At 48.4% G+C, this 23,237-nt stretch carries 20 protein-coding genes and 1 tRNA gene; 7 read left to right on the forward strand and 14 right to left on the reverse strand.

Features of this window, described 5'->3' with window-relative positions; genetic code table 11:
• Window positions 1-309: 309 nt before the first annotated feature.
• From I6E49_RS07805 to I6E49_RS07815, 3 genes are read right to left on the reverse strand one after another with little or no spacing between them, the layout of a single operon-like run.
• Window positions 310-1,593, reverse strand: coding sequence for an outer membrane beta-barrel protein (locus I6E49_RS07805; RefSeq protein ID WP_235401604.1), 1,284 nt, complete (start codon window positions 1,591-1,593; stop codon window positions 310-312).
• Window positions 1,590-2,132 carry an RNA polymerase sigma factor gene (locus tag I6E49_RS07810; RefSeq protein WP_235401605.1) on the reverse strand — a complete coding sequence of 181 codons (543 nt, stop codon included), beginning with the start codon at window positions 2,130-2,132 and terminating at the stop codon, window positions 1,590-1,592. Before I6E49_RS07810 ends, I6E49_RS07805 begins: the two co-directional genes overlap by 4 nt.
• A 5-nt stretch (window positions 2,133-2,137) precedes the next feature.
• Complete coding sequence (locus tag I6E49_RS07815; protein WP_235401608.1) at window positions 2,138-2,713, reverse strand: hypothetical protein; 576 nt, start codon at window positions 2,711-2,713, stop codon at window positions 2,138-2,140.
• Window positions 2,714-2,933: 220 nt separating this feature from the next.
• On the opposite strand from I6E49_RS07815, the gene I6E49_RS07820 reads away from it, so the two are divergent.
• The 4 genes from I6E49_RS07820 (at window position 2,934) to I6E49_RS07835 (ending at window position 6,975) form a co-directional block, all read left to right on the forward strand.
• On the forward strand, window positions 2,934-3,671 hold the full coding sequence (locus tag I6E49_RS07820) for a (Fe-S)-binding protein (RefSeq protein WP_235401611.1): 738 nt from the start codon (window positions 2,934-2,936) through the stop codon (window positions 3,669-3,671).
• On the forward strand, window positions 3,668-5,038 hold the full coding sequence (locus I6E49_RS07825; RefSeq protein ID WP_235401613.1) for a lactate utilization protein B: 1,371 nt from the start codon (window positions 3,668-3,670) through the stop codon (window positions 5,036-5,038). Before I6E49_RS07820 ends, I6E49_RS07825 begins: the two co-directional genes overlap by 4 nt.
• A 54-nt stretch (window positions 5,039-5,092) precedes the next feature.
• Window positions 5,093-5,677: a LutC/YkgG family protein gene (locus I6E49_RS07830; protein WP_235401614.1), complete on the forward strand. Its 585-nt coding sequence runs from the start codon at window positions 5,093-5,095 to the stop codon at window positions 5,675-5,677.
• 290 nt (window positions 5,678-5,967) lie between these two features.
• Window positions 5,968-6,975 (forward strand): hypothetical protein, encoded by a 1,008-nt coding sequence (locus tag I6E49_RS07835; protein WP_235401616.1) that lies wholly within the window; start codon window positions 5,968-5,970, stop codon window positions 6,973-6,975.
• 131 nt (window positions 6,976-7,106) lie between these two features.
• Here the strand turns inward: I6E49_RS07835 and I6E49_RS07840 are convergent.
• Window positions 7,107-7,182: transfer RNA gene (locus I6E49_RS07840), tRNA-Lys, on the reverse strand.
• A 299-nt stretch (window positions 7,183-7,481) separates the two neighbouring features.
• On the opposite strand from I6E49_RS07840, the gene I6E49_RS07845 reads away from it, so the two are divergent.
• Entirely contained in the window at window positions 7,482-8,063 is a 582-nt protein-coding gene (locus tag I6E49_RS07845) for a uracil-DNA glycosylase family protein (protein WP_235401618.1), read from the forward strand.
• Between the two features lie 124 nt (window positions 8,064-8,187).
• Here I6E49_RS07845 and I6E49_RS07850 read toward each other — a convergent pair whose 3' ends face one another.
• Window positions 8,188-10,320: a polysaccharide lyase 8 family protein gene (locus I6E49_RS07850; RefSeq protein ID WP_235401620.1), complete on the reverse strand. Its 2,133-nt coding sequence runs from the start codon at window positions 10,318-10,320 to the stop codon at window positions 8,188-8,190.
• 250 nt (window positions 10,321-10,570) lie between these two features.
• Entirely contained in the window at window positions 10,571-12,079 is a 1,509-nt protein-coding gene (locus I6E49_RS07855; RefSeq protein WP_235401621.1) for a calcineurin-like phosphoesterase C-terminal domain-containing protein, read from the reverse strand.
• A gap of 101 nt (window positions 12,080-12,180) precedes the next feature.
• On the opposite strand from I6E49_RS07855, the gene I6E49_RS07860 reads away from it, so the two are divergent.
• Window positions 12,181-13,605, forward strand: coding sequence for a sodium:solute symporter (locus I6E49_RS07860; RefSeq protein ID WP_235401624.1), 1,425 nt, complete (start codon window positions 12,181-12,183; stop codon window positions 13,603-13,605).
• A gap of 432 nt (window positions 13,606-14,037) precedes the next feature.
• On the opposite strand, the gene I6E49_RS07865 is transcribed toward I6E49_RS07860, so the two are convergent.
• From I6E49_RS07865 to lepA, 7 genes are all read right to left on the reverse strand, one after another.
• Window positions 14,038-15,138, reverse strand: a complete 1,101-nt coding sequence (locus tag I6E49_RS07865; RefSeq protein WP_235401627.1) for a DegT/DnrJ/EryC1/StrS family aminotransferase — start codon at window positions 15,136-15,138, stop codon at window positions 14,038-14,040.
• Between the two features lie 52 nt (window positions 15,139-15,190).
• Entirely contained in the window at window positions 15,191-16,129 is a 939-nt protein-coding gene (locus I6E49_RS07870) for a GNAT family N-acetyltransferase (RefSeq protein ID WP_235401630.1), read from the reverse strand.
• A complete protein-coding gene (locus I6E49_RS07875) occupies window positions 16,117-16,536 on the reverse strand; it encodes a sugar 3,4-ketoisomerase (protein ID WP_235401633.1) in 420 nt (139 codons plus the stop codon). The genes I6E49_RS07870 and I6E49_RS07875 overlap by 13 nt, the downstream gene beginning before the upstream one ends.
• Complete coding sequence (locus I6E49_RS07880; protein WP_235401635.1) at window positions 16,523-17,629, reverse strand: acyltransferase family protein; 1,107 nt, start codon at window positions 17,627-17,629, stop codon at window positions 16,523-16,525. The genes I6E49_RS07875 and I6E49_RS07880 overlap by 14 nt, the downstream gene beginning before the upstream one ends.
• A 66-nt stretch (window positions 17,630-17,695) precedes the next feature.
• Complete coding sequence (purT, locus tag I6E49_RS07885) at window positions 17,696-18,877, reverse strand: formate-dependent phosphoribosylglycinamide formyltransferase (RefSeq protein WP_235393364.1); 1,182 nt, start codon at window positions 18,875-18,877, stop codon at window positions 17,696-17,698.
• Between the two features lie 45 nt (window positions 18,878-18,922).
• A complete protein-coding gene (locus I6E49_RS07890; protein WP_235401638.1) occupies window positions 18,923-19,522 on the reverse strand; it encodes a Crp/Fnr family transcriptional regulator in 600 nt (199 codons plus the stop codon).
• Window positions 19,523-19,612: 90 nt separating this feature from the next.
• Window positions 19,613-21,394 (reverse strand): translation elongation factor 4, encoded by a 1,782-nt coding sequence (lepA, locus tag I6E49_RS07895; RefSeq protein WP_235401640.1) that lies wholly within the window; start codon window positions 21,392-21,394, stop codon window positions 19,613-19,615.
• Window positions 21,395-21,546: 152 nt separating this feature from the next.
• Here lepA and I6E49_RS07900 point away from each other — a divergent pair, with 152 nt between their 5' ends.
• Window positions 21,547-21,948 (forward strand): hypothetical protein, encoded by a 402-nt coding sequence (locus tag I6E49_RS07900; protein ID WP_235401642.1) that lies wholly within the window; start codon window positions 21,547-21,549, stop codon window positions 21,946-21,948.
• A gap of 122 nt (window positions 21,949-22,070) precedes the next feature.
• On the opposite strand, the gene nagA is transcribed toward I6E49_RS07900, so the two are convergent.
• Window positions 22,071-23,228, reverse strand: a complete 1,158-nt coding sequence (nagA, locus tag I6E49_RS07905) for an N-acetylglucosamine-6-phosphate deacetylase (protein WP_235401644.1) — start codon at window positions 23,226-23,228, stop codon at window positions 22,071-22,073.
• Between the last annotated feature and the right edge of the window lie 9 nt (window positions 23,229-23,237).

A 23,237-nucleotide genomic window follows, 5' to 3' on the forward strand; every position in this document is an offset into this window, starting at 1 on the left:
TAGGAGTTGTTCTCGGCTACGCCTGCGATTTTGAATTATTGAGTTTTGAATTGTTGCCTGTGGGAATTAGGAATTTTGAGTTTTGAATTTTGAGTTGTTCTCGGCTACGCCTTCGACTGCAAATTATTAGGAGGCTATGGCGTCCTCGCCTTAGCCTGAGCAGTCTGTCGGCTCATTCCTATTTGTTATAGTTTGTGTTGTCTGCTTGCTTAGGTTATGGCGGGGACGCCATAACCTCCTACAGTTAGCTTTGCTTCTCACAAACTTAACACTTAACATTCCACATTCAACATTCCACATTCAACATTGTCAAAGCTCCACTCTAACGCCCAACTGCAGGTTGAAGTTGAGCTTTTTCTCCTTGAATATAGTTTCCACGCTGCTCTTGTTGTCGATGTAGTAGCGCACGCCAGGCTCGGCGTAGATGCCCATGCGAGGTATGATGTTGTACTGAACGCCCACTGCTCCACCTACCGACCATTGCGTGTGGTCCTTGTCTGCATCGGTGGTAATGCCGCCTGTCTGCATCTTGGCAGATACGTTGAAATCGGCTTGGCAGCCTGCTATGGCGTAAGTATGGATGGCGTTGTTGCCCCAAACCTTATACTTCAAGTTGAGCGGAACACCGATGTAGTGCAGACGTTGGGTCTCTATGATGTCATCGCCGGCTGCCGAACTGGTGAAGTCGGACGAGGCGTAGGTGTATACCATGCCCGTAGTGAGTGTGAGGCGAGGCGTGATGTTGTAGCCAACCGACAGTCCGAACGACATAGGGTGGTAGTGGTGCTTGGTCTGCGAATAGTCGGCAAGCTGCAATGGGGCGTTCGACAGCACCGACTGCACCTTGTTGGGATTGCCCGAAGCAAGCATGTCCGACTCGCGAGTGGCCATGAGCATGGGGCGCTGGGTGTTGCGGCTGTCGGTGGTTATGCCTTCTGCATGCACTCCTATGTTCCATCTATTAGACTGCTGGGCGTGCTTTGTCTGTCGCGTCAGGGCATACGACGTAGCCGAAGGCTTGTTGTAGGTTCTGTTGGTGTTGCCGCCTTTGTGCATCCTTGACGTAGAGTTGCGCTCGTCAGGTGTTGCATTGCTCTCGTCAGGAGCCGTTATGGTTTGCAGGTCGTTGGCTGGAGTCTCGCATACGGAGCGATATGTAGTATCCACAGATAGCGGTGCGGCTTCAGCCAGCAGCACTGCCGCCTCCGGTGTTTGTGCCATCGGCTCGGATGCAGGAGTAGTTGATGTGATGCGAGCCATAAGTCTTTGCGGTGCATTGACAACCGACGACGGAGCCGGATTGTGCAAAGATGCAGCCGGGCGGTCGAACTTGTGCGCCACATTATTAATAGTGTCGTCGTTCATTCGTAGCGCCACCGTCACCACAACAGCCACCGATGCGGCAGCCGACAAAGCCATAGCAACTATACGTGCAGTCTTTGGTCGGGAGGGAGTGTTGACGTGAGGTGCAGGTGTGGCAGTGTTGTCGTCGTCGAGTCGTGTAGCTATCTTGTCCCACAATCCGTCGGGCACAGTAGCCTTATGGCCGTCGAGACGTTCGTGCAGCTTGCTGGTCCAATCGTTTTGTTTCATATTTCGAGTCTTTTGTTGTATTCCTTAATCTTGTTAGCCAACATCTTCTTTGCGTGATAATATTGCGAAGCCGATGTGCTGGGCGTTATACCCAGTTCGTCGGCTATCTCCTTGTGGCTCATTTGGCCGAAAACGTATAGGTTGAGCACCACTCTGTAGCCCTCGGGCAGCGATGCAATCATTTCGGAAAGCGCCTCGTCTGAGATCTGGCTTATGTCTGGTTCGTCGTCGGTAGGAGAGTCGGGTATGTTGTCAGTGAACGTTATGCTGCCCTTGCGGCGCAGAAAACCGAGCGCCTCATTGGCAGTAACCCTCGACAGCCAGAGCTTGAGCGTGCCCTCGCCACGATACTCATATTGGCGCATCGACGTGAATATCCTGACGAAAGTGTCCTGCACTACATCGGCCACGTCGTCCCTGTCCGGAACATATCGCATGACAATAGCCATGACATATCCCGAATACTGGTCGTAGAGCCGTCGCATGGCAGCGCGGTCGCCGTTCTGTATGTCGCGCACGAGGCGCTCTTCAGGTTTCAAAAGTTTCAACAGTCGGTTATGGGGGTGCCGGTGTAAGTGAGTTTCAGTTGTAGGGGGTGTGTGTCGCCATTGTCGATGGTGTAGGCGGTGATGTGCAGAAACACGGTCAGCACACGAGTCTTAGTAGTGTATTTGCCCCACGACTGCTGGTCGGTAGAGGCATTGGTGGGCCCCAGCATGAGCTGTAAGTTGTGGCGCTTGCCGTCAGTCTGCACTTCAATCTGCCACACCGAAGGCTTTATGGCGTATACTATTGTGCCGTCGGATTGCTGCACCGACTCGTAAGCCACGCTCTGCGCTCCGGTGGAAACGCCCTCGATGGCGTGCCCGGCGAATATGGTTTGTACAATCTGCATGGTAGGTATGGCGCCGAACATGAAGGTTGTGCCGACTTCGCTCATCAGTATCTTGTCGATGCTCTTGCCGCTGACATCCCATTTTCCGCTGTATGGCGTGCCCGACTGTGAGTTGTAGCTCATGTTGAACTGCTTGTCGGGTGCGTCGTCGACACTGCACGAAGCCAGCGACATGGCTGTGAGCAGCAGCGTACACATTATTAATATATATAGTCTGTGATGCATTGGTGTAATACGTTTGTTGTATGTTGTCTATACTTATAATGCGATGACGCTGATAATATTGCATGCAATGATAGTAAAAAAACGCATAAAAACGCAACGTTAAATAATTTAAATCTATAAAATTGCTTAATTTCAACATTTCGATTTTATTTGATTTTTATTACTTTTGCATCGCATTAATTGATAGTTTTCTTAATAAGCGGATGACTTTTTTAACATTATGAGAATAGGATTGTTTATTCCCTGCTACGTCGACGCACTCTATCCCGAGGTAGGAGTAGCCACATACAAGCTCCTCAAGAGTCTTGGACTTGACGTAGCCTACCCCCTTGACCAGACTTGTTGTGGACAGCCTATGGCCAATGCAGGATTTGAAAAGATGGCAGGCAAGATAGCCGACAGTTTCGATGAGAAGTTTGCCGGATTCGATTATGTCGTGGCACCATCGGCATCGTGTGCTGCTTTCGTCAAGTTGTATCATCCACGATTGGCTAAGGGACATCATGAGTGCCTCACATCGAAAAAGATAATGGACGTAGTGGAGTTCATTCACGACGTAGTGAAGCCCACCAGCCTTAAGGCAAGCTTCCCCCACGTGGTGAGTGTACACAACTCGTGTCACGGAGTGCGCGAGCTTGGATTGTCATCGCCCTCCGAACGCAACGTGCCACAGTTTAACAAGATTGTCGACTTGCTGCGTCTTGTCGACGGCATCACCATACGCGAACCCGAACGCAAGGACGAGTGCTGCGGATTTGGCGGTATGTTCTCGGTGGAGGAACCTGACGTGTCGACACGAATGGGCGAGGACAAGATAGCACGACATATGGCTACTGGAGCCGAATACATCACGGGGCCAGACTCGTCGTGCCTGATGCACATGCAGGGCATAGCACGCAAGGAGAACAAGCCTATTAAATTCATTCATGTAGTACAGATATTGGCAGCAGGACTATGAGTACACTACACAGCAAAGCGGCTCGCCGCTTCAACGAAAACAGAGAGAAGACAACGTGGCACGACGCTACGTTCTGGGCGCTCCGACAGAAGCGCGACCAGATGGCTAAGGGACTGGACGAGTGGGAACAGCTACGCGAACATGCCAGCCAAATCAAACGTCACACCATAACACATCTGGCTGACTATCTGGAGCAGTTTGCCGGTCAGCTGGAGAACCGTGGCGTGATTGTGCACTGGGCACGCACGGCAGACGATTTCAACAGGACGGTGCTCGAAATTCTTCAGAAGCACGGCGTGAAGAAGATGGTGAAGTCGAAGTCGATGCTTACTGAGGAGTGTGGCATGAATCCTTATCTCGAACAGAACGGCATAGACGTGGTGGAGACCGACCTCGGCGAGCGTATTCTGCAACTGCTTCATCAGAAGCCGAGTCATATAGTGATGCCGGCTATTCACCTGAAACGTGAGGAAGTGGGCCGTATGTTTGAAGAGAAAGGCATCAGCAAGCATATTGGCAATTACGACCCTACATATCTGACACGCTGCGCACGTATGCACCTGCGCAACCAATTCATGGAGGCTGGGGCTGGAATGACGGGCTGCAACTTCGGTGTGGCTGAGTCGGGCGACATAGTGGTGTGCACCAATGAAGGCAATGCCGATATGTCTACGTCGATGCCTAAGCTTCATCTTGTGGCTATGGGCATAGAGAAGATTGTGCCCGACTACAGTTCGCTTGCCGTTTTCCAGCGTCTGCTGTGCCGTTCGGCTACAGGACAGCCTACTACTGCATACACGTCGCACTTCCGTCAGGCGCGTCCGGGGGCTGAGATGCATGTCATACTTGTAGACAACGGTCGAAGCGACATTCTCGCTGACAGCGACCATTGGGAGACTTTGAAGTGCATTCGTTGCGGATCGTGCATGAACACCTGTCCGGTCTATCGCCGTTCGGGTGGCTATTCGTATACTTACTTCATTCCCGGACCTATTGGCGTGAACCTTGGTATGCTGCGCAATGCCAGTTGTTATAGCGACAATGTGTCGGCTTGTACGCTGTGCTTGTCGTGCGACAATGTGTGTCCGTCGAAGGTTGGTCCTGGCTCGCAGATATATCTGTGGCGTCAGAAACTCGACTCGCTACATCGTGCCGACCCTATGAAGAAGTTCATGTCGATGGGTATGGAGGCTTTGTTTGAACATCCGCATCTGTATGCTGCCGCCTTGCGTCTGGCTCCGTTGGCCAATATCGTGCCCGACAAAATCACACGTGTACGTGGAGTGAATCCTTGGAGCGTTGGACATACTAAGCCTGAGTTTGCCAAGGAGTCGTTTCAGGAACTCTGGAAGAATGGGAAGGTTTAGTGTTGAATGTTAAGTGTTAAATGTTGAGTGTTTAATGATTAATGTTGAATTCTGATGGGTAATTATAAAGAAGAACTTTTGCAGAAACTCCGCAGCAATACGCGCGAGCAATACGATATGCCTGCCGACGATATTCAAGGCATCACTTACGATGACACCGTAGCCCAATTCATCGAGATGAGTCAGGCTGTGGGTGCCAATGTGGTGGAGGCAGCAACGGGCGACAGTCTTGACGACATCATACGTAAGGCTTATCCCGATGCCAAGGTTGTGGCTTCCAGTCTGCCTGAGGTGCGTATAGCTACGCTCAATCCCGACACCGTGGCAGATGCGCAGGCTCTTAACGGCACCGATGTTGGTGTGGTGAGAGGTCAGATAGGTGTGGCAGAGAACGGATGTGTGTGGATTCCGCAGTCGATGAAGCAGAAGGCGGTGTGCTTCATATGCGAGTATCTCGTAATTGTGCTGCCCAAAAGCGGCATCGTCAATAATATGCACGAGGCTTACGCACGCATCAAAATGCCTGCTACCGGACTCGGAACGTTCATTTCTGGTCCGTCGAAGACAGCCGACATCGAGCAGGCTCTTGTCATGGGAGCGCAGGCTGCACGTGGCGTTACGGTTGTGATAACAGAATAGGGCAACAGTATATACAGTTTGATATAGGAACGGCGGACTCCTGTCCGACGCACAGTTGGCATTTTAAGCTATAGATTTTCTGCTGTGCGTCGGATGGGAGCCCGCCGTTCCTTTTAGTTTATTTATGTAGTCAGATGATTGTTATTGGCTGTTTTTACAATCTTTAGAGTTCGTTAGATATTCCTATAGATTAATCTATTTCGGAACACTTGTTTGGCTGAAGTATATTGTATATCTTTGCAACAGTAAGATAACTAAACGTAAACATTAACAACTAAAAACGAAACATTATGAAAAAGAACCTTATTTATTCTTTTATTATTGCTATTGCTTCGTTTGTCTTTATGGCTTGTAGTAATGACGATGACGGCAATCAGATGCGTATTCCCGACAGTGCCAAACCATCAGCCAAGTTTACATTTGGTAATTTCGAGAATGAGCAGTATGCCAATGATGCCGTTAAAATGGATGTGACGAAATGGGGCGATGGAGCTGTTGCCCCCGAATTCAAATCAATCGAACTCTTTGCTGACGGCCATTTCCTCATCACTAAAAACAATGCCGGCAACAAACCTAAGTTCTCGCGCGTGGCAACACGTGCTACCGACATCAACGGATCGGTAGATTTTGACAACGGTCTGTATATTTATGGCAAATTCACACATGAGAAGGATGGTGTATATAAATTGAGCAACGGCACCAAAATCAAGATTAATAAGAATGGTGACGTAGTAGGAGTTGTAACGGTGACATATACCAACTTCAATGGCGTTGACATAACGATTATGGTAAACGTCGATTTCAATTATAAGACCGATGAGGCTGTTCGCCAGTTGTGTCGTTCATGGAGAATGGACAGTCAGGAGGCATGGCTTTACACTGACAAGGCGTATATCGGATACGGCAAGCAATGGCTTGACAACTTCTTCAAAGTGAAGCAAGACATCATCATCACACCGGAAGGCAAGCAGTGGGGATTTGATGAGGACGACATCCTCGACGATGATGATTACTGTCGCCGCGTTATCTTCTCGCCATGCGGAACATTCATGTGTTTCTATATGGACGGCGAAGTGGAGATTGGACGCTGGGAATGGAAGGACAAGCAAAATGGCATACTGCGCTGCTACGAACCGTTCGAATTTGGCGATGACGACTTTGACGATGATGACGACTATATGGACATGACAGTGCGCTTCGACGGCAAGCAGATGCGTATGTACAACGAATATATGGATGAAGAAGATGGCTTCAATTACAAGGTATATAGCGTAAGCACATTCAGCGCAAGATATTGATGATAGCATAATTCACCAGTGGTGACAAACCATAAACAAAACCACTGGTTATAAACCATAAACAAAACTATTGCTGATAAACAAAAAAAGAGGACTTTACTTCGGTAAAGTCCTCTTTTTTGTTTTGTTATTGGTGATCCGCATGGGGCTCGAACCCATGACCCCAACATTAAAAGTGTTGTGCTCTACCAGCTGAGCTAGCGGATCTCCGTGTTTGCCTTATGTTTCAAAAGCGAGTGCAAAGATACGTACTTTTTTTGTATTTTGCAAATTTATTTACAAGAATATTTCGTTTTTTGCTCTTCACCCGATTAATTTCATTAATTTTGTGTTCAGAATCAGTGAATGCTATATATAATAATGTATAGCAACTCATAATTCAAAACTCATAATTCAAAACTCAAAATTCAAAACTCGCAAAGCGCCAATTCATAATTGAATAATTCAAAATCGCAGGCGTAGCCGAGAACAATTCAAAACTCAAAATTCAAAATTCAAAACCCAAAATGTTTCCAGTTGAACGTCATCCATTTGAGCCTTTTCTTCCTGAAGGCTGTCGTCTGCTGATGCTTGGCAGTTTTCCACCCGCCGAGAAGCGTTGGTCAATGCATTTCTATTATCCCAATTTCACCAACGATATGTGGCGTATCTTTGGCTTGTGTTTCTTTGGTGATAAGCTCCACTTTGTTGATGTAGAGCGTAAGACATTCTGTTTGGATGCGATAATCGATTTCCTTACTGCCAAGGGTATTGGCATGTACGACACGGCTACGGCTGTGCGCCGACTGAAGAACACTGCTGCCGACAAAGACTTGGAGGTGGTTGAGCCTACTGACTTGAAGGCTATGGTGCGCTCATTGCCTCGTCTTGAAGCCATTGTAACAACGGGACAGAAGGCCACTGACGTGCTGCGCGAGTGTTTCGACATAAGTGGCGAACCACGTGTAGGCGAATATGTAGAGTTTGAATTTGAAGGAAGAATGTTGAGGCTCTGGCGAATGCCAAGCAGCTCAAGGGCGTATCCGCTAAAGGTAGAGAAGAAGGCGGAGTATTATGGGAGGTTGTTTGAGGGGCTTCTCTTTAGTTGAGAGTTGAAAATTGAAAGTTGAAAGTTATGATTACCTTATTGTATTAGTATAATTGCTACTGTATAATTATGGACACAACAAAGCATATCATAACTCTCAACTCTCAACTCTCAATTATCAATTTTTAAAGTGTATACTTCTTTGTCGCACCGGCATAGATACCGGTACCAGTGAAGTCGCAGTTTACGGTTGCGGCTTTTTTCATGTCCTTCAGTTTCACGCTGATGTTGATGGGCTGCTGCTTCTGTGCAGGGTCAGCCACGTGCATTACTGTTGAGCCATTAGGCATGCGGCGTATCATTACAGCGCACGGACGGTCGGCAGTCAGTGTGATGTTCTTGTCCTTATATTGACTAGCCTCGAAGAATACAGCCTGCCATACGCCGAGATCGGTCTGCTGTACAGCCTGAATCTGCGGTGTGTTGCTCAGAATGGCGATGTGCTTGTGCTTGGCATATTCAGCCATACGGTCGGCTGTGTTAGCCTCAGGCACTACGATGTATGCGTATGTGGCATTGTTGGGCTTTGCACCGTGGTCGAGCGTTACAGAGAATACGTCGTTGGTCTGTTCGGTCTTGATCTGAGTCTGGTTGATGGCATGCCATGTGCCCGACTGTTTCTTTATCTCAGCCTTTACGTTTCCGCCGTTAGGCATAGCATAGCCAACGCCGTCGTACATTACCCATGCCACGTTGTTGCCTTCAGCCGATGTGCCTTCTGTGGCAGCACCCTTAACGTTGGCATAAGTCAGCTTGTCGCCTCTGTTGGCAAGGCACTGGTTGAGAGATGTCATTATCGGAGCCTCGTTGTCTGAGGTGATGCCAGCGCCGAGACAAACAATCTCGTTATCGAAGAAGAACCACGACTTCTTAGCTTCGGTGTTGATGCCGTCCCAACGGTCGTTGTAGGCGTAAGTAGTAGCGCCATAGATAGAGTCGCTGACGCCACCTGCAAACTTCGATGTGCCAGGCTGCATCCAGTCTTTCTTGGCTAGAGGAATCTCGTCGAGATGTGGAGCTGTAGTGCCGGGAATGCGTGCCCAGTCCCATGTGGGGAATATGTTGAAGTATTCGTCACCGTGCTTCACGATAGAGTTGCATCCATCGCTTGCGAAGTAAGTCTTGAGGTTTTCGCGGTTGCCATACTCCAGGCGTGCCGTACGGTTGGACACCAGACGAACGTCGAAGATATATCCCGGACGAACGTGCAGAGAGTAGTCGGCACGGAAGTAGTGTGTATGGCGAGGCTGTATGGCATACGAAGGCTGCTGCTTGCCGTTCATGCGGTCGATAATCTGACGGAACTCGTCGGCGTGTTTCGGGTCGAGTTCAATCATGCGCTGTGCAAACTTTGCCTTATCCTTCTTGTTGAGCATATTGCGACGGCTCACACTGCGTCCCATAACGTCCCACAGCATGTATTGTCCGCGTATAGTCTGATAGTAGGTCTCGCGCATGAACTTGCTAAGAATCTGCACCTTCTCGGCAGAGAGAGCATACTTGGTGCCCAATGCGTACATTGCGACCTGCGTAACACCCTTCAATACCTCGTCGCCATAGCCACCGATGTACAGCTGAACGCTATGCTGGAAGTAAGAGTTGTCGTGCTGGAAGCCTTCCTCTGTAGTGTAGCGCACGGGGTCGAACACGAGCTGCATGGCTGTGCTGAGGTCTTTCTCGTTGCGCTCAAGGCAAGAACGGTAAATCCAATGGAGGCAGATGTCGGTACGGTTGGCACCAGTCCACTTGGCTGGATCGCCGCCTTCCTCGCGCATACGGTTGAGTATGGCTGTCTCAAGTTCGTGCGGCACCTGCTTCTTTCCAGAGCGAAGCAGGATAAGAGTGATGCCGAGCGACTGCGGTTCGGCTATCTGGTTGTACCACCAGTTGCGGCAGTTGGGATTGACATTCTGCCAATGCTGCAGAGCCTTTACTATGTTTTCGTAGAGAGCTTCCTCGCCGTAGTGCTTGTTCTTGCTGTTGGTGTAGGCTGCAGCCCACTGCTGCAGACGCTCAAGGTGCTTGAGCGGTGGCCAGTTGGTGAGGTCGTCGCGTGAATAGTCGATGTCGGTGAAGGCACCCTTGCTGGCGTCATACTGCTTGAATGTAGCTTCGATGTTGGGATTTCGGCTGAAGTCTTTGCGTATGCGTTGCATAAGCACGTCGAAATCGTCGGTTGCCGCTTGTGCCATTGCTGTCATCGCGATAAACAGAAAAACAACGGCGAGACGCAACGGGTTGGTCGTTTTGATTCTCATAAATATTATAGTTTTTAGTAAATAATCTTATGCTTTGTAGATTAAGGAGATTGCAAAGTTACAAATAATATTTTTATGTCACAAGTATTTTTTTAGTTTAGAGTAGAGGGTTGAGAATTGAGAGTCATGATATGCTTGGATTATTATTCATAATTATGTAGTTGTATAATTATGTAGTGTTATATACGTAATTTACATATTATATATAAAAGGTAATCATAACTCTCAATTCTAAACCCTCAACTCTCAACTATTCTAGCAGGAACGGCCTGTTGTTGAGATTCTCGATGGAGTAGCTGAATGTTGCACCGAATCGGTTGATGAATATCACCTTTATGCGGCGGTACTTCTTTGACGTGGGGCGGGCTCGGAAGAGGTGTTGCGTCAGTGCCAGCTGATGTTTGCGGGGCTTTGTCTTGAGGAAGGCATCGTCGTATGAAGTGAAGCGTTGCATCTGTCCCTTATACTTGCCGTCTTCATACCACACCACGCGGCAGTGCGGATCCCAGTCCCATACGTTAGCCACAACGTAGTCGCGCTGTGAGGCGAATTCGCCCGGCTTGTACACACGCATCTGTATGTTCTGCTTATGTCCCACGGCACGATACGACCATTTAAGGTCGGTGCTGTCTACATTCACCACCATATATCCATTAGGAGCGCCGTCGCGGTTGAGCGTACTTGTCCACCAAGCTCCGCAAGCTGCTGCAATGTTGTGCTGATAGAGTCGTGGTGTCACCTCCGCATTCTCGAAGAAGTGGGTGTGTCCGGCAAAGACGTGTGTCTCGTATGGGGCGAGTATCTTAGCCAGACGGTCGGCATTGAGAATGTTGTCGATGGTCTCCATCTTGTTCCATGCGGGTGCGTGCATGTTCAGTATCACCACCATGTCCTTCGGCACATAGCTGAGGTCGCGTTCGAGCCATTGCAGTTCGGCATCGGTAAACTGCTCCTCATACTTGCATCCGCCACGATAGTCGATGTTCTTCATTGTGACGATGTGGCAACGTCCGATATTGAACGAGTAGTTTACGGGTCCGAAGTACTTGCCGAACATTTTTTCGGCATATTCCTCCACGCCCGGTTCGGAGTTGTGCAGGTCGGCGTGGCGCTTGTCGAAGTCGTGGTTGCCGATACACTGGAAGAAAGTCATACGGCGGCTTTTGATGGAGTTGACATACTGCGGATAAAGCGACATGTTGTCAAACACCACGTCGCCAAGCGACATTCCTATCACGTCGCCCGTCTTGCGCAGCCGGCTTGCCGTATGCATTATGTCGTCAACCGTCTCGTTGCGCCATCGTTTCATGTCGTGAGCATTGAGTATTTGCGGGTCGCTCACTACGATGTAGTGGAAGCGGTTGGATATGGAGTCGCGTCGCTGCAGTGTGAATTGGTTGGTAGTGCGGTGGGCAATAGCCTTGCTTATGGGAATGTAGTAGCCCGCAGCCAGTCCGTTCTGCTGTGGCAGTACATATTCGCGTGGAGTGGATATGGCGATAAACTTGCTCACCGTTGTGTCGGTAGGCAATTTCCATGTGCCGCGTTTGTCTGTGCGGCAGAACTCGCGTCCGTTGTTGACCACTACGCCCTCAATACCGACTCCGTCTTGATTGACGACGGTGCCGCGCAGCATCACAGCCTTGTCATTGGGGCGTCCGCTGACAAGTGCGGTAAACAAAAACAGTCCGATGAAGACTCTCAGGCTCATAATAGCTATCCGTTTGGTCTTCACAAATTTATTCGTTAATTGTTTCATATGCGTTGCATGAGTCTTAAAAATATGTCACTATTATACTGCAAAGTTAGCTCAAATAAATATAAAACACTAATTTTGCACGCGATTAAAAAGTTTAAATAATGCTTATACTCTTAACCATTATTCTGTATTTTGCTGCTCTTATGGGGTTCAGCAGGCTCACGGCCCGCCGCGATGCCGACAACGAAACGTTCTTTAGGGCCAACCGACGTTCGCCGTGGTACATGGTGGCGTTTGGTATGGTGGGTGCATCAATTTCGGGTATAACGTTTGTCAGTGTGCCTGGCATGACCATGCGCACCGACATGACCTACGTCCAGACGTGTATAGGATTTATTCTGGGCTATTTTGTCATAGCCTTTGTGCTGTTGCCGGTTTATTACCGACTCAATCTCACCACCATCTACACTTATCTGCAGGGGCGGCTCGGCAAGTGCTCGTACAAGACGGGAGCGTGGTTCTTCCTGATTTCGAAGATGACGGGTGCTGCCGTGCGCTTCTATGTGGTGTGCATCATCTTGCAGCGATTTGTGCTCGATGCCGTCGGCGTGCCCTTCGTTGTCACGGTAGTGGGCATGACATTGCTGATATGGCTGTATACACGCCGAGGCGGCATAAAGACACTGGTGTGGACCGACTCGTTCCAGACCACGTGCATGTTTGCCGCCCTTATACTTATTATATATAATGTGGTGGCACAGTTGGGCATGAGCATGCCCGAGGCGGTGCGTGCCATAGCAGCCGACACGCATAGCCGTATGTTTGTGATGGACGATTTCTTCTCGACGCAGAACTTCTGGAAGCAGTTGTTCAGCGGTGCCTTCATAGCAATTGTCATGACCGGACTCGATCAGGACATGATGCAGAAGAACCTGACGTGCCGCACGCTGCGCGAAGCACAGAAGGATGTGTGTACATACGGATTTGCCTTTGTGCCTGCCAACCTGCTGTTCATGTCGCTCGGCGTGCTGCTGATGATGCTGGCACAACGCGACGGCATAGCTCTGCCGACAAGTGGCGACGAACTGTTGCCTATGTTTGCAGCTACGGGCAGGTTGGGCAGCATGGTTACGGTGCTCTTCACCATAGGTGTTGTTGCGGCTTCGTTCTCAAGTGCCGACTCTGCTCTGACTGCACTCACCACAAGCTATTGTGTAGACATACGCGAGCGTCCCACAGACGAGCGTCTGCGCCGACGTGCGCACATAGGTGTAGCCGTAGTGTTCGTGGCGTTCATACTGCTGTTTCGTATGCTCAACTCCACCAGTGTAATCGATGCCATATACGTAATGTGCTCTTACACCTACGGTCCGCTGCTCGGTCTTTTTGCCTTCGGCCTTGTAACGCGCCGTGCTGTTGCCGACCGTCTCGTGCCATACATAGCCGTAGCCTCGCCTCTATTGTGCTTTGCCATAGACACAGCAGCCCAAAGTCTGTGGGGATACAAGTTCGGTTACGAACTCCTTATGCTTAATGGATTGCTGACATTTGCAGGATTGTGGATGAGTGGCTTGTTGCGTCGCTAAAGCGATACTGTATACTACACATAATTAGGAGGAGCCGGAAATGTAGTCCTTTTGCATTCCAAATGTAGTCCTTTTGCACTCCAAAAGGAGTCCTTTTGGCAGGCAAATGTAGTCCTTTTGAAAGGCAAAAGGAGTCCTTTTGAAAAGCAATAGGAATCAATATGGTTCAGCCCGCATAGTATATCGCAAGTACAATAAGCTTGATGCACGCTTCCAGTACCGTTTCCAGTACCGCCTAACTGGTACTGGAGTTTCATATAGGTGGTACTGGAGTTTCAGTTATGTGGTACTGAAGTGTTACTTATGTGGTACTGACAAAGAACTGATATGCATAAATCAGGCATCCCAATTGATGTGTTCCTGTAAAACACAGAACAACAAAGCAATATAAGGGAGAATAATTGTTAGATGGACTGCAATAATTCAGTTGTATTACTTGAAACTGTTGGCAGCTTCTATGATTCGTTCTATTTCCTCTTGTTCGAGCGTGGGGTTAAGCGGAAGGCTTAGCTCTTCGCGGTGTATGCGCTCGGTGACGGGCAACGATAGTGTTGACATACTGGCATAGCATTGCTGGCGATGGGGCGGAATGGGGTAGTGTATCATTGTCTGTATGCCTTGCTTGAGCAGATGTTGCTGCAAACGTTCGCGCTCGCTGCACAGCACGGGGAAGATGTGATGTACGCTGTGCTGGCAATAGTGGGCAGAAGGAAGAGTAAGCAAGGGATTGTCTATATTCTCGATGTATTGCATGGCTATAGAGCGACGGCGTGCATTGTCGGCATCAAGATACTTCAGCTTCACACGCAGTACGGCAGCTTGAATCTCGTCAAGGCGACTGTTGCGACCCTTATAGTCGAACACATACTTGCGCTCGGACCCGTAATTGCCTAATGTGCCAATCATCGTTGCCAGCTCTTCATCGTCGGTAGTGACGGCACCGCCATCGCCCAATGCCCCAAGGTTTTTGCCGGGATAGAAGCTATGGGCAGCGGCATTGCCCAATGAGCCGGTAAGACGGTCGTTGTATCGGCATCCGTGAGCCTGGGCATTGTCCTCGATAAGCAGCAGGTTGTGGTTATGGCATATTGCGTGAATACGTTCGGTGTATGCACATTGTCCGTAGAGATGGACAATCATTACGGCATGTGTGCGGTTGGTTATGGCGCGTTCAATCAGACTGTCGTCAATCTGGAATGTATCAATGCGCGGTTCGACGAGCACAGGCGTCAGATTGTTTTCGGTTATGGCAAGAATTGTGGCTATATAGGTGTTGGCTGGTACTATCACTTCGTCGCCGTCGTGCAGTCGGCCCATCTCCTTATAAGCCCTCAAGATTAGTGTAAGCGCATCAAGTCCGTTGCCGCAACCTACACAATAGCGTGTGCCGATATAACGGGCATACTCCTCGGCGAACGCCTTGTTCTCGTTGCCTTGCAGATACCATCCGCTATCCACAACACGCTGTACGGCAGCACTTATTTCGTCGGCATGCATCGCCGTCACAGCCTTTAGGTCAAGAAACTTTATCATATCCATAACTCAACACTTAACATTCAACACTCCACATTCAACATTCCAAATTCTAAACCTCCCATTCGTAGGTGTCGTAGCACACGCCGCGACCACCATAGCCTTCTTTATGGGCAATAAGTCCTGCATTTATTACACTACAATTATTTTCAGTACTGCTTCCAAAGTCGAGATACGGCACATTAGGATAGTCTTTATACATAAGCTGTTCGTATATTGCCTCCATTGCACCATACTCTTTGCCGGCATCATTGGTAGCACTATACTGTCCGTGTACAACTTGCTGGCTGAGATAAACAGTCAGTCCTCCTATTATCTGTCTGTCCTTGTAGGCATTGTATTGTATGATGTTATCGGGAAAGCGTTCCTTTAGCATTTTTATTTCTGCCAAAGAGTGAACAGGTTTAGAGTTGAAGCGTTTGCGTAAATTGTCTTCAAGAATGCGCCAGAATTCGTCAATACTTGCATTGCGTTCGACTGTTACTCCTGCTTCGTGTGCCTTTTGGAGTCTGCGCAGATGGTCCTTTCGCCAACGCAAATGTTGGTTTACAAATATGGTAGTGCCAATATTGCGCACAGACAATTGGGCTTTGCATCTCCAGAATATAGCATAAAGGTCTTCTTCTGACGGATGTAAGTGGTAAATCCAAGGTACAGGACGATACATAACTTTCACAATACCAATGCTACGAAGATAATCGTTGAGTGCATCAAACAAATCGCATGTGTCTACTATAGTCACATTGATGTCCATTATCAGTCCACCATATGTCAGACCAAAGTGTGAGTACAGTGTATTGTCAATCTGGTGGGCTGGCAATAAGGCATACAGTTTACTGTTTTTATAAAACAGAAGTGAATGATCCCGAAAACGGTCGGCGTGATAATCCATATAGTCGCGATGGAAAAGGAATGTGGCGTTGCGTGCTTTGTCGACATATTTATCCCATATGGATTTGTCTTCAGGAGTGTATCTTTTTACTTCGAACATTTCTTTTGTATATAGTTAATGTAGCTATTGTATTCTCTTATATAGTCTTCCTCATCAAATGGTTCGGAAGCCAAAACAAGACATACCGCACCCGACGAGAAGTCGTCGAGTGTACGCCATATGCCTGTTTCTACAAGCAGTCCTTGCCAAGGGTGATTGAGATGAAACGATTGCTTTTCGCTGCCATTGTCGAGTGTCACAGTGAACGACCCACTTACGGCAATAATCACCTCACGACATTGCTTGTGGGCATGTCCGCCACGACTCTCGCCTGCCGGAACATCGTACGTCCAATATACCCGACGCACGTCGAAAGGCACGTGTTGCATATTCTCTGCAACGGTAAGATTGCCACGAGGGTCGATTATCTTTGGAAAATCTATGATTGAATAATTATTCCAGTTCATTGATATTCTTTTTATACTTATAACGCCCGATTCTCATAATTATTGCGAATACGTAGGCAGCAACTATTGACATTGCAAGGCTTATTACAAAAAGCATGGGATTGCATACCTTGTCATATCCTATAATATGTCCCCAAATGTATATACATAGTGTTATTACTATGCCATGAAGCATGTATATTTCAAAGCTGATGTTGCCCAAGAATACAAGTGCTCGATGTTTTAATAGTCTTGAAAGAATACCATGTGTGTTGCTTGATATGGCAAACCAGTAGATTGACAAACTGAATGGTAGCCAAAACAATGGAGCGAAACGTATCCATGATGGCAATGAAGAGTATGGGATAAATGTCAATGCAGAAATTGACACAACTATTATGTCAAGTATTGACAGCATAAAGGCTGGCTGTCGGCAAATCCATTGCTTGATGCGTATGGAGAAGTTTGTGATATACAGGCGATACAATACTATTCCTAATATAAAATCAATGATACGTAATGGTGGAAAAGCATATACGAAGTCGTCTATTGCAGAGTTGTTGCAACATGACTCTATGGCAAGTGCTAATAGTATATATATCGTTAATAGTGCGCCGAACACTTTGTTGCGTGATACTATCAATTGTCTGTAGAGAAAAGGAAACAACAAATAGCAAAAGAACAATGCTCCAAGAAACCATGAAAGTCCTGTGCCATATCTCAGCATGTCTTCGGATAGAGTAAACTCTTGAAGCATAAAAATATGCAGAAATGTCTTTATGACATCGAATTTCACTCCAGCTACAAAGCTCATACATAAAGCTATGATGAATGTAACCAAATGAAGTGGATATATTTTTGCAAGGCGTTTGCGTAGGAATTGAACGTACCGGAATGTTCCTTCTTCTACTCTTGTACCGCATCCAATGCTCAATACAAATCCACTTAGTATGAAGAAGAATGATACACCTGCATCGCCTCCATAATCAAAACCGTGAAAACCAAGATTGCTAAAATAGTGGCAGATGAAAATCTGCATGCAGAATACGAAACGCATAGATTGCAATGTTGCAATATGGTGGCTTGATGATTTGGATGAAATGATCTTGTTCATAATGATTAATAAAAAAAGTTTCGCAAGTCGACGACTTGCGAAACTTATGTATATAGCTTTGTCTTGTTACTTATCCATATATGGGTCGGTACCAAGCACTGTTGCTGCGAGTCGCTTTGCCTTTTCACGAAGCTGTGTGGTGTCGGCTGTCGGTTCGCCATAGCAGAGCACTACGCCCATGCGACGACCTACGTGTGCCTCCCCCTTACCGAAGATACGTACTCGTGTGTAATCTTCTTTGAGTGCATCCATGAAGTTGTAGGGCAATGGGTCATTTGTCTCTGTGGGTGAAAGAACTACGGCACTTGCTCCTGCATGCTCAAGATGAATGCCTGCTATGGGCAGTCCCATTACTGCGCGGAAGTGGAGTTCAAACTCTGAGAGGTTTGTTGTATGGCCCAGTGTAACCATTCCAGTGTCGTGCGGACGCGGTGAAAGTTCGCTGAATATCACTTCACCCTCCTTTGTAAGGAAGAATTCAACGCCCCAGATACCGGCACCGGTAAGTGCCTTTGTCACCTTCTCTGCCATGTCTTCTGCCTTGCGCAATTCGTCCTCAGGCAACTGGAACGGCTGCCAGCTCTCGCGATAGTCGCCACCTTTCTGTACGTGTCCGATAGGCGGACAGAACAGTGTGGGGCCGTTCTTCTGTGTTACTGTGAGCAGAGTGAACTCAGAGTCGAAGTGGATGAATTCCTCGATAATTATCTCCTTCACGTCGCCACGGCTTCCTTCCATAGCATCGTTGAATGCCTTCTCAAGCTGTTCCGGTCCGCGAACAATGCTCTGTCCGTGACCCGATGACGACATAAGGGGTTTGATTACGCATGGAAAACCAATCTCCTTAGAGTGCTCGCGGAGCTGTTCGAGAGTGGTGGCGTAGAAGTATTTGGCTGTACGCAGTCCTAATTCCTTAGCAGCGAGGTCGCGTATGGCCTTGCGGTTCATTGTATAGTTTACGGCGCGGGCGCTCGGCACCACCTGAATGCCTTCCTTCTCGAAGTCGAAAAGGCGCTCAGTGCGTATAGCCTCTATTTCGGGCACGATGATGTCGGGGTGATGACGCTCAACAACAGCAGTCAAGGCATCGCCATCAAGCATGTTGAACACTTCGTGCTCGTCGGCAACCTGCATTGCCGGTGCGCCTTCGTATCTGTCGCATGCAATGACATATTGTCCTGCACGCTTTGCGGCGATGACAAACTCTTTGCCCAATTCGCCCGAACCTAACAACAATATTTTTTTCATTTTGTGATAATGTTAAAAGTCATTTGTATAGCGTGACGTTCTCTCTTAGTCGAGAAGAGTAGATGCACGTACACGCGACAATGTCTCGGGGGTCATCTGCAGATAGCTTGCTATGTACACCAACGGTGCACGCAACACCACCTGCGGCATCAGTTTGCACAGTCTCTTGTAGCGGTCTTGTGCTGTCTCAAAGCGCACAAGGTCGGCATGTATCTGCGACATGATGAGGCTTTCCTCCAATATCTTGCGGTAGAGTATCTGTATGTTGACGTTGTGCATAGCCACTCTTTCAAGCTCGGCCTTAGGCAGAGCGTATACTACAGTAGGCTCGATGGCCTCAATCTGCAGCTTGGTTGGTTCCTCCTTGAAGAGGCTTTCGATGCACATTACGATGGTATGGTCTTGTGCCAGATGTTCGGTCACTTCCTTGCCGTGCTTAAAGTAGAATTGGCGCATGAGTCCCTTGTCGATATACAAGAAGTTCTTGCATATTTCACCTTCGCTGAGTGCAATTTCGCCTTTGGCGTACTTGATGGGTACAAGTATGCTCTCAAGCACGTCGAGCTCATCGTGCGTCATTGTACTGTAACGTCTTGCCAACTCACGTGCTATGTCGCGCGTGTTTGTGCCGACCAACTCTTTCATAAGTTACCTTCCTTTCTATATTTGTTTAGTTGACTTATTATTTTTGGTTGAATATGTATTTTGTTTTTATCGACCTTCTTACGTCGGATATTAGTCGAGCTTCAGCACGGCGAGGAATGCCTTCTGCGGAACCTCGACGTTGCCAATCTGCTTCATACGCTTCTTGCCCTTCTTCTGCTTTTCGAGCAACTTGCGCTTACGGCTTACGTCGCCACCATAACACTTGGCTGTCACGTCCTTGCGCACGCACTTGATTGTTTCGCGTGCAACAATCTTGGCACCTATGGCTGCCTGTATGGCAATGTCGAACTGCTGGCGTGGAATGAGATCCTTCAGCTTTTCGCACATCTTGCGTCCCATGCTTACGGCATTGTCTTGATGTGTCAGTGCCGAAAGAGCATCTACTGGCTCGCCGTTGAGCAAAATGTCGAGCTTGGCAAGACGTGACGGACGGAATCCGTCAATATGGTAGTCGAACGATGCGTAGCCTTTGCTTATCGACTTGAGCTTGTCGTAGAAGTCGATAACAATCTCACCGAGAGGCAGCATGAAGTGCAGCTCCACGCGGTTGCCGCTGACGTATTCCTGGTTGATAAGCTCGCCGCGCTTGTCGAGGCAGAGCGTCATGATAGGACCAATGAAGTTTGTCGTGGTGATGATCGATGCACGTATGTATGGTTCTTCGATATGGTCGATAAGTGTCTGCTCGGGCAATCCTGACGGATTGTGAACTTCCTTGACACCTCCCTGTTTGTCGTATACCATATAAGATACGTTGGGCACGGTGGTGATGACGTCCATGTTGAATTCGCGGTCGAGTCGTTCCTGCACAATCTCCATGTGCAGAAGTCCGAGGAATCCGCAACGGAAACCGAAGCCGAGGGCTACCGACGACTCTGGCGAGAATGTCAGTGAAGCGTCATTGAGCTGTAGCTTCTCGAGCGAAGCACGCAGATTCTCGTATTCGCTTGGGTCAATGGGATACACACCGGCAAATACCATAGGCTTGACTTCCTGGAATCCGGAGATAGCCTTGTCACATGGACGGTTGACATGGGTGATAGTATCGCCTACCTTAACCTCAGTGGCATCCTTGATGCCCGATATGATGTAGCCTACCTCGCCCGTGCCGAGCACCTGACGTGGCACCATGTCCATCTTCAGTACGCCTACCTCGTCTGCCACATACTCCATTCCAGTGTTGAAGAACTTCACCTTGTCGCCCTTGCGTATCTCTCCGTTCTCTATCTTGAAGTAGGCAATGATGCCGCGGAACGAGTTGAATACCGAGTCGAAGATGAGTGCTTGAAGCGGACCTTTTGTGTCGCCTACGGGGTGGGGCACTCGTTCAACAATGGCTTTCAGCACATCGTCAACGCCTTCGCCTGTCTTGCCCGACGCACGCAGTATGTCCTCGCGCTTGCAACCGATAAGTTCTATAATCTCGTCTTCTACCTCGTCGGGCATAGCGCTTGGCATATCGATCTTGTTCAGCACCGGTATAATCTCAAGGTCGTGCTCTATAGCCATATAGAGGTTTGAGATGGTCTGTGCCTGAACGCCTTGGGTGGCATCTACAACGAGCAGAGCGCCCTCGCAGGCAGCAATGCTTCGCGACACTTCGTATGAGAAGTCGACGTGTCCCGGGGTGTCAATAAGATTGAGAATATATGTCTGGTCGTTATACTTGTACTCCATCTGGATGGCGTGGCTCTTGATGGTGATGCCACGTTCGCGCTCCAGATCCATATTGTCAAGCATCTGACCTTCAGTTATCTTGATTGTTTGCGTACGCTCCAACAGTCGGTCGGCAAGTGTCGACTTGCCGTGGTCGATGTGGGCAATAATACAGAAATTCCTTATATTGTCCATTGATATATATCAGTTTTATGTGCAAAGATACTCGTTTTTTCCGACAAATAGGTAACTTTGCATAAGAATTTGTGCCTGATAAGGTTGTGATTTTATACTTTCACATTTCTTATAGGTAGCTAAAGTACGAATTATTACAAAACATACACGAAATGAGATATTTTGTTTTTTGCGCCGCCTTGTGCTCTGTCTTGCTCAGCGGTTGTCATGAGAATATGGAGAAGCGTGCCCAACGTGAGGCTCGCGAGTATACAGAGAAGTATTGTCCTACGCCTGTCCAGAACTTTACGCGTACTGATAGTGTGGTGTTCGAAATGGATACGAAGACTTATCATTACTACTGTTCGGCTGTCGACGATCTGGACGACGCTAAAGTGTTCGACCTTAACCGCGACAAAATAGCTGAGGCTCTGCTTGTTAATGTACGTGAGAATACTTCGTTCCGTCCGTACAAGAAGGAGGGTTTTGCTTTCCAGTGGACTCTGCGTTCGGACAAGGACAAGAAGACTGTTTACTTCGACCGTAGGTTTACGCCGAAGGATTACAACAAGTAGCAGGAAGAAAACTGTATAACTCCATACAACTATAAACGACAAAAGACAACATATACAACACCTTATGCCCATTGCTTAGGTACAGAAGACGTTGTGTATGTTGTCTTTTGTCGTTTTTATATTTAGAGATAGTTCACCACCTCGTTGCCCATCTGCATTACGTAGGTGAGGTTGATGTCCTTGTCAAATACGATGATGTCGGCATCCTTGCCTTCTTCGATAGAACCCTTGCGGTCGAACACGCCCATGATTTTGGCTGGTGTCTCGCTTGCCATACGGAAAGTGTCTTCCATAGGAATGTTGGCTTTCTGTATGCAGGTGCGTATCAAGGTGTCCATAGTGGCAATAGAACCAGCAAGAGCCGAGCGGTCGGCCAACTTGCATACGCCGTCTTCCATTATCACGCGTGGCTCGGCAGAAACGTCGCCTTCGCTTGCTGCATATGCCAGAGAGTCGGTGATGAGTGCTGTGTGCTCCACTCCCTTAATCTTATGCAGCACCTTGAGCATTACTGGCGGTACGTGCAAGCCGTCAGCGATGACCTCTACAGTCATGTCTTGCATTGCATATACGCTCTCTACGGTGCCGGGCACCTTGAATTCGTGCTCCTTGTATACTACAGGCATAGCGTTGTAGAAGTGTGCGGCATGCGTCATACCGGCTTTGTGAGCCTCTACCACGTCCTTATAAGTGGCGCGTGTGCAGGTGAGAGCGGTAAGTACGCCGTGCATATTACATGTCTTGATGAAGCGCACCGAGCCAGGCAGCTCTGGAGCTTCATCCCAACGCTTTATGCACTTGTACTTGCTTAGCAATGTTTCGTATTCGTAGATTACCGGTGCCTTGATTAGCACTGGGTTCTGTGCACCAGCCTCTTTGGGGTTGATGTACGAACCCTCGATGTGCAATCCGAGCACAGGGCTGTTCTCCTCAGCCATGAGTTTTTCGCATACATTGCATGCTGCCTCAATAGTAGGGATAGTCGATGACGACAGTGTGGGGTATATTGAGGTAGTGCCATGCTTCAAGTGTGCGTTGACAGCTTCACGGAAAGCGTCCTCGCAGCCTTCGATAAAGTCGCGTCCTCCACCTCCGTGCGTGTGCATATCAATGCCACCGGGAACTATATAGCCCCCGTTGACGTCGATGATTTCTGCTCCTACAACGTGCAAGTCGATGTTTGAGACACATCTGATTCTGTTGCCGTCTGTTACAATGGAGCCGCCATCAAGCCAGCCTTTCGGTGTGAGAATGCGACCGTTGACAAATTGTTTTAGCATAGCTTATCT

This window comes from Leyella stercorea (assembly GCF_021531655.1).

Excerpts from the sequence above, each read along its gene's own strand:
- I6E49_RS07805 (WP_235401604.1), bottom strand. The coding sequence starts at position 1,593 with ATGAAACAAAACGATTGGACCAGCAAGCTGCACGAACGTCTCGACGGC.
- I6E49_RS07890 (WP_235401638.1), bottom strand. The coding sequence starts at position 19,522 with ATGAAAGAGTTGGTCGGCACAAACACGCGCGACATAGCACGTGAGTTG.
- I6E49_RS07820 (WP_235401611.1), top strand. The coding sequence starts at position 2,934 with ATGAGAATAGGATTGTTTATTCCCTGCTACGTCGACGCACTCTATCCC.
- I6E49_RS07850 (WP_235401620.1), bottom strand. The coding sequence starts at position 10,320 with ATGAGAATCAAAACGACCAACCCGTTGCGTCTCGCCGTTGTTTTTCTG.
- I6E49_RS07855 (WP_235401621.1), bottom strand. The coding sequence starts at position 12,079 with ATGAAACAATTAACGAATAAATTTGTGAAGACCAAACGGATAGCTATT.
- I6E49_RS07860 (WP_235401624.1), top strand. The coding sequence starts at position 12,181 with ATGCTTATACTCTTAACCATTATTCTGTATTTTGCTGCTCTTATGGGG.
- lepA (WP_235401640.1), bottom strand. The coding sequence starts at position 21,394 with ATGGACAATATAAGGAATTTCTGTATTATTGCCCACATCGACCACGGC.
- I6E49_RS07875 (WP_235401633.1), bottom strand. The coding sequence starts at position 16,536 with ATGAACTGGAATAATTATTCAATCATAGATTTTCCAAAGATAATCGAC.
- I6E49_RS07845 (WP_235401618.1), top strand. The coding sequence starts at position 7,482 with ATGTTTCCAGTTGAACGTCATCCATTTGAGCCTTTTCTTCCTGAAGGC.
- I6E49_RS07865 (WP_235401627.1), bottom strand. The coding sequence starts at position 15,138 with ATGATAAAGTTTCTTGACCTAAAGGCTGTGACGGCGATGCATGCCGAC.
- nagA (WP_235401644.1), bottom strand. The coding sequence starts at position 23,228 with ATGCTAAAACAATTTGTCAACGGTCGCATTCTCACACCGAAAGGCTGG.
- purT (WP_235393364.1), bottom strand. The coding sequence starts at position 18,877 with ATGAAAAAAATATTGTTGTTAGGTTCGGGCGAATTGGGCAAAGAGTTT.
- I6E49_RS07830 (WP_235401614.1), top strand. The coding sequence starts at position 5,093 with ATGGGTAATTATAAAGAAGAACTTTTGCAGAAACTCCGCAGCAATACG.
- I6E49_RS07825 (WP_235401613.1), top strand. The coding sequence starts at position 3,668 with ATGAGTACACTACACAGCAAAGCGGCTCGCCGCTTCAACGAAAACAGA.
- I6E49_RS07900 (WP_235401642.1), top strand. The coding sequence starts at position 21,547 with ATGAGATATTTTGTTTTTTGCGCCGCCTTGTGCTCTGTCTTGCTCAGC.
- I6E49_RS07815 (WP_235401608.1), bottom strand. The coding sequence starts at position 2,713 with ATGCATCACAGACTATATATATTAATAATGTGTACGCTGCTGCTCACA.
- I6E49_RS07835 (WP_235401616.1), top strand. The coding sequence starts at position 5,968 with ATGAAAAAGAACCTTATTTATTCTTTTATTATTGCTATTGCTTCGTTT.
- I6E49_RS07880 (WP_235401635.1), bottom strand. The coding sequence starts at position 17,629 with ATGAACAAGATCATTTCATCCAAATCATCAAGCCACCATATTGCAACA.
- I6E49_RS07870 (WP_235401630.1), bottom strand. The coding sequence starts at position 16,129 with ATGTTCGAAGTAAAAAGATACACTCCTGAAGACAAATCCATATGGGAT.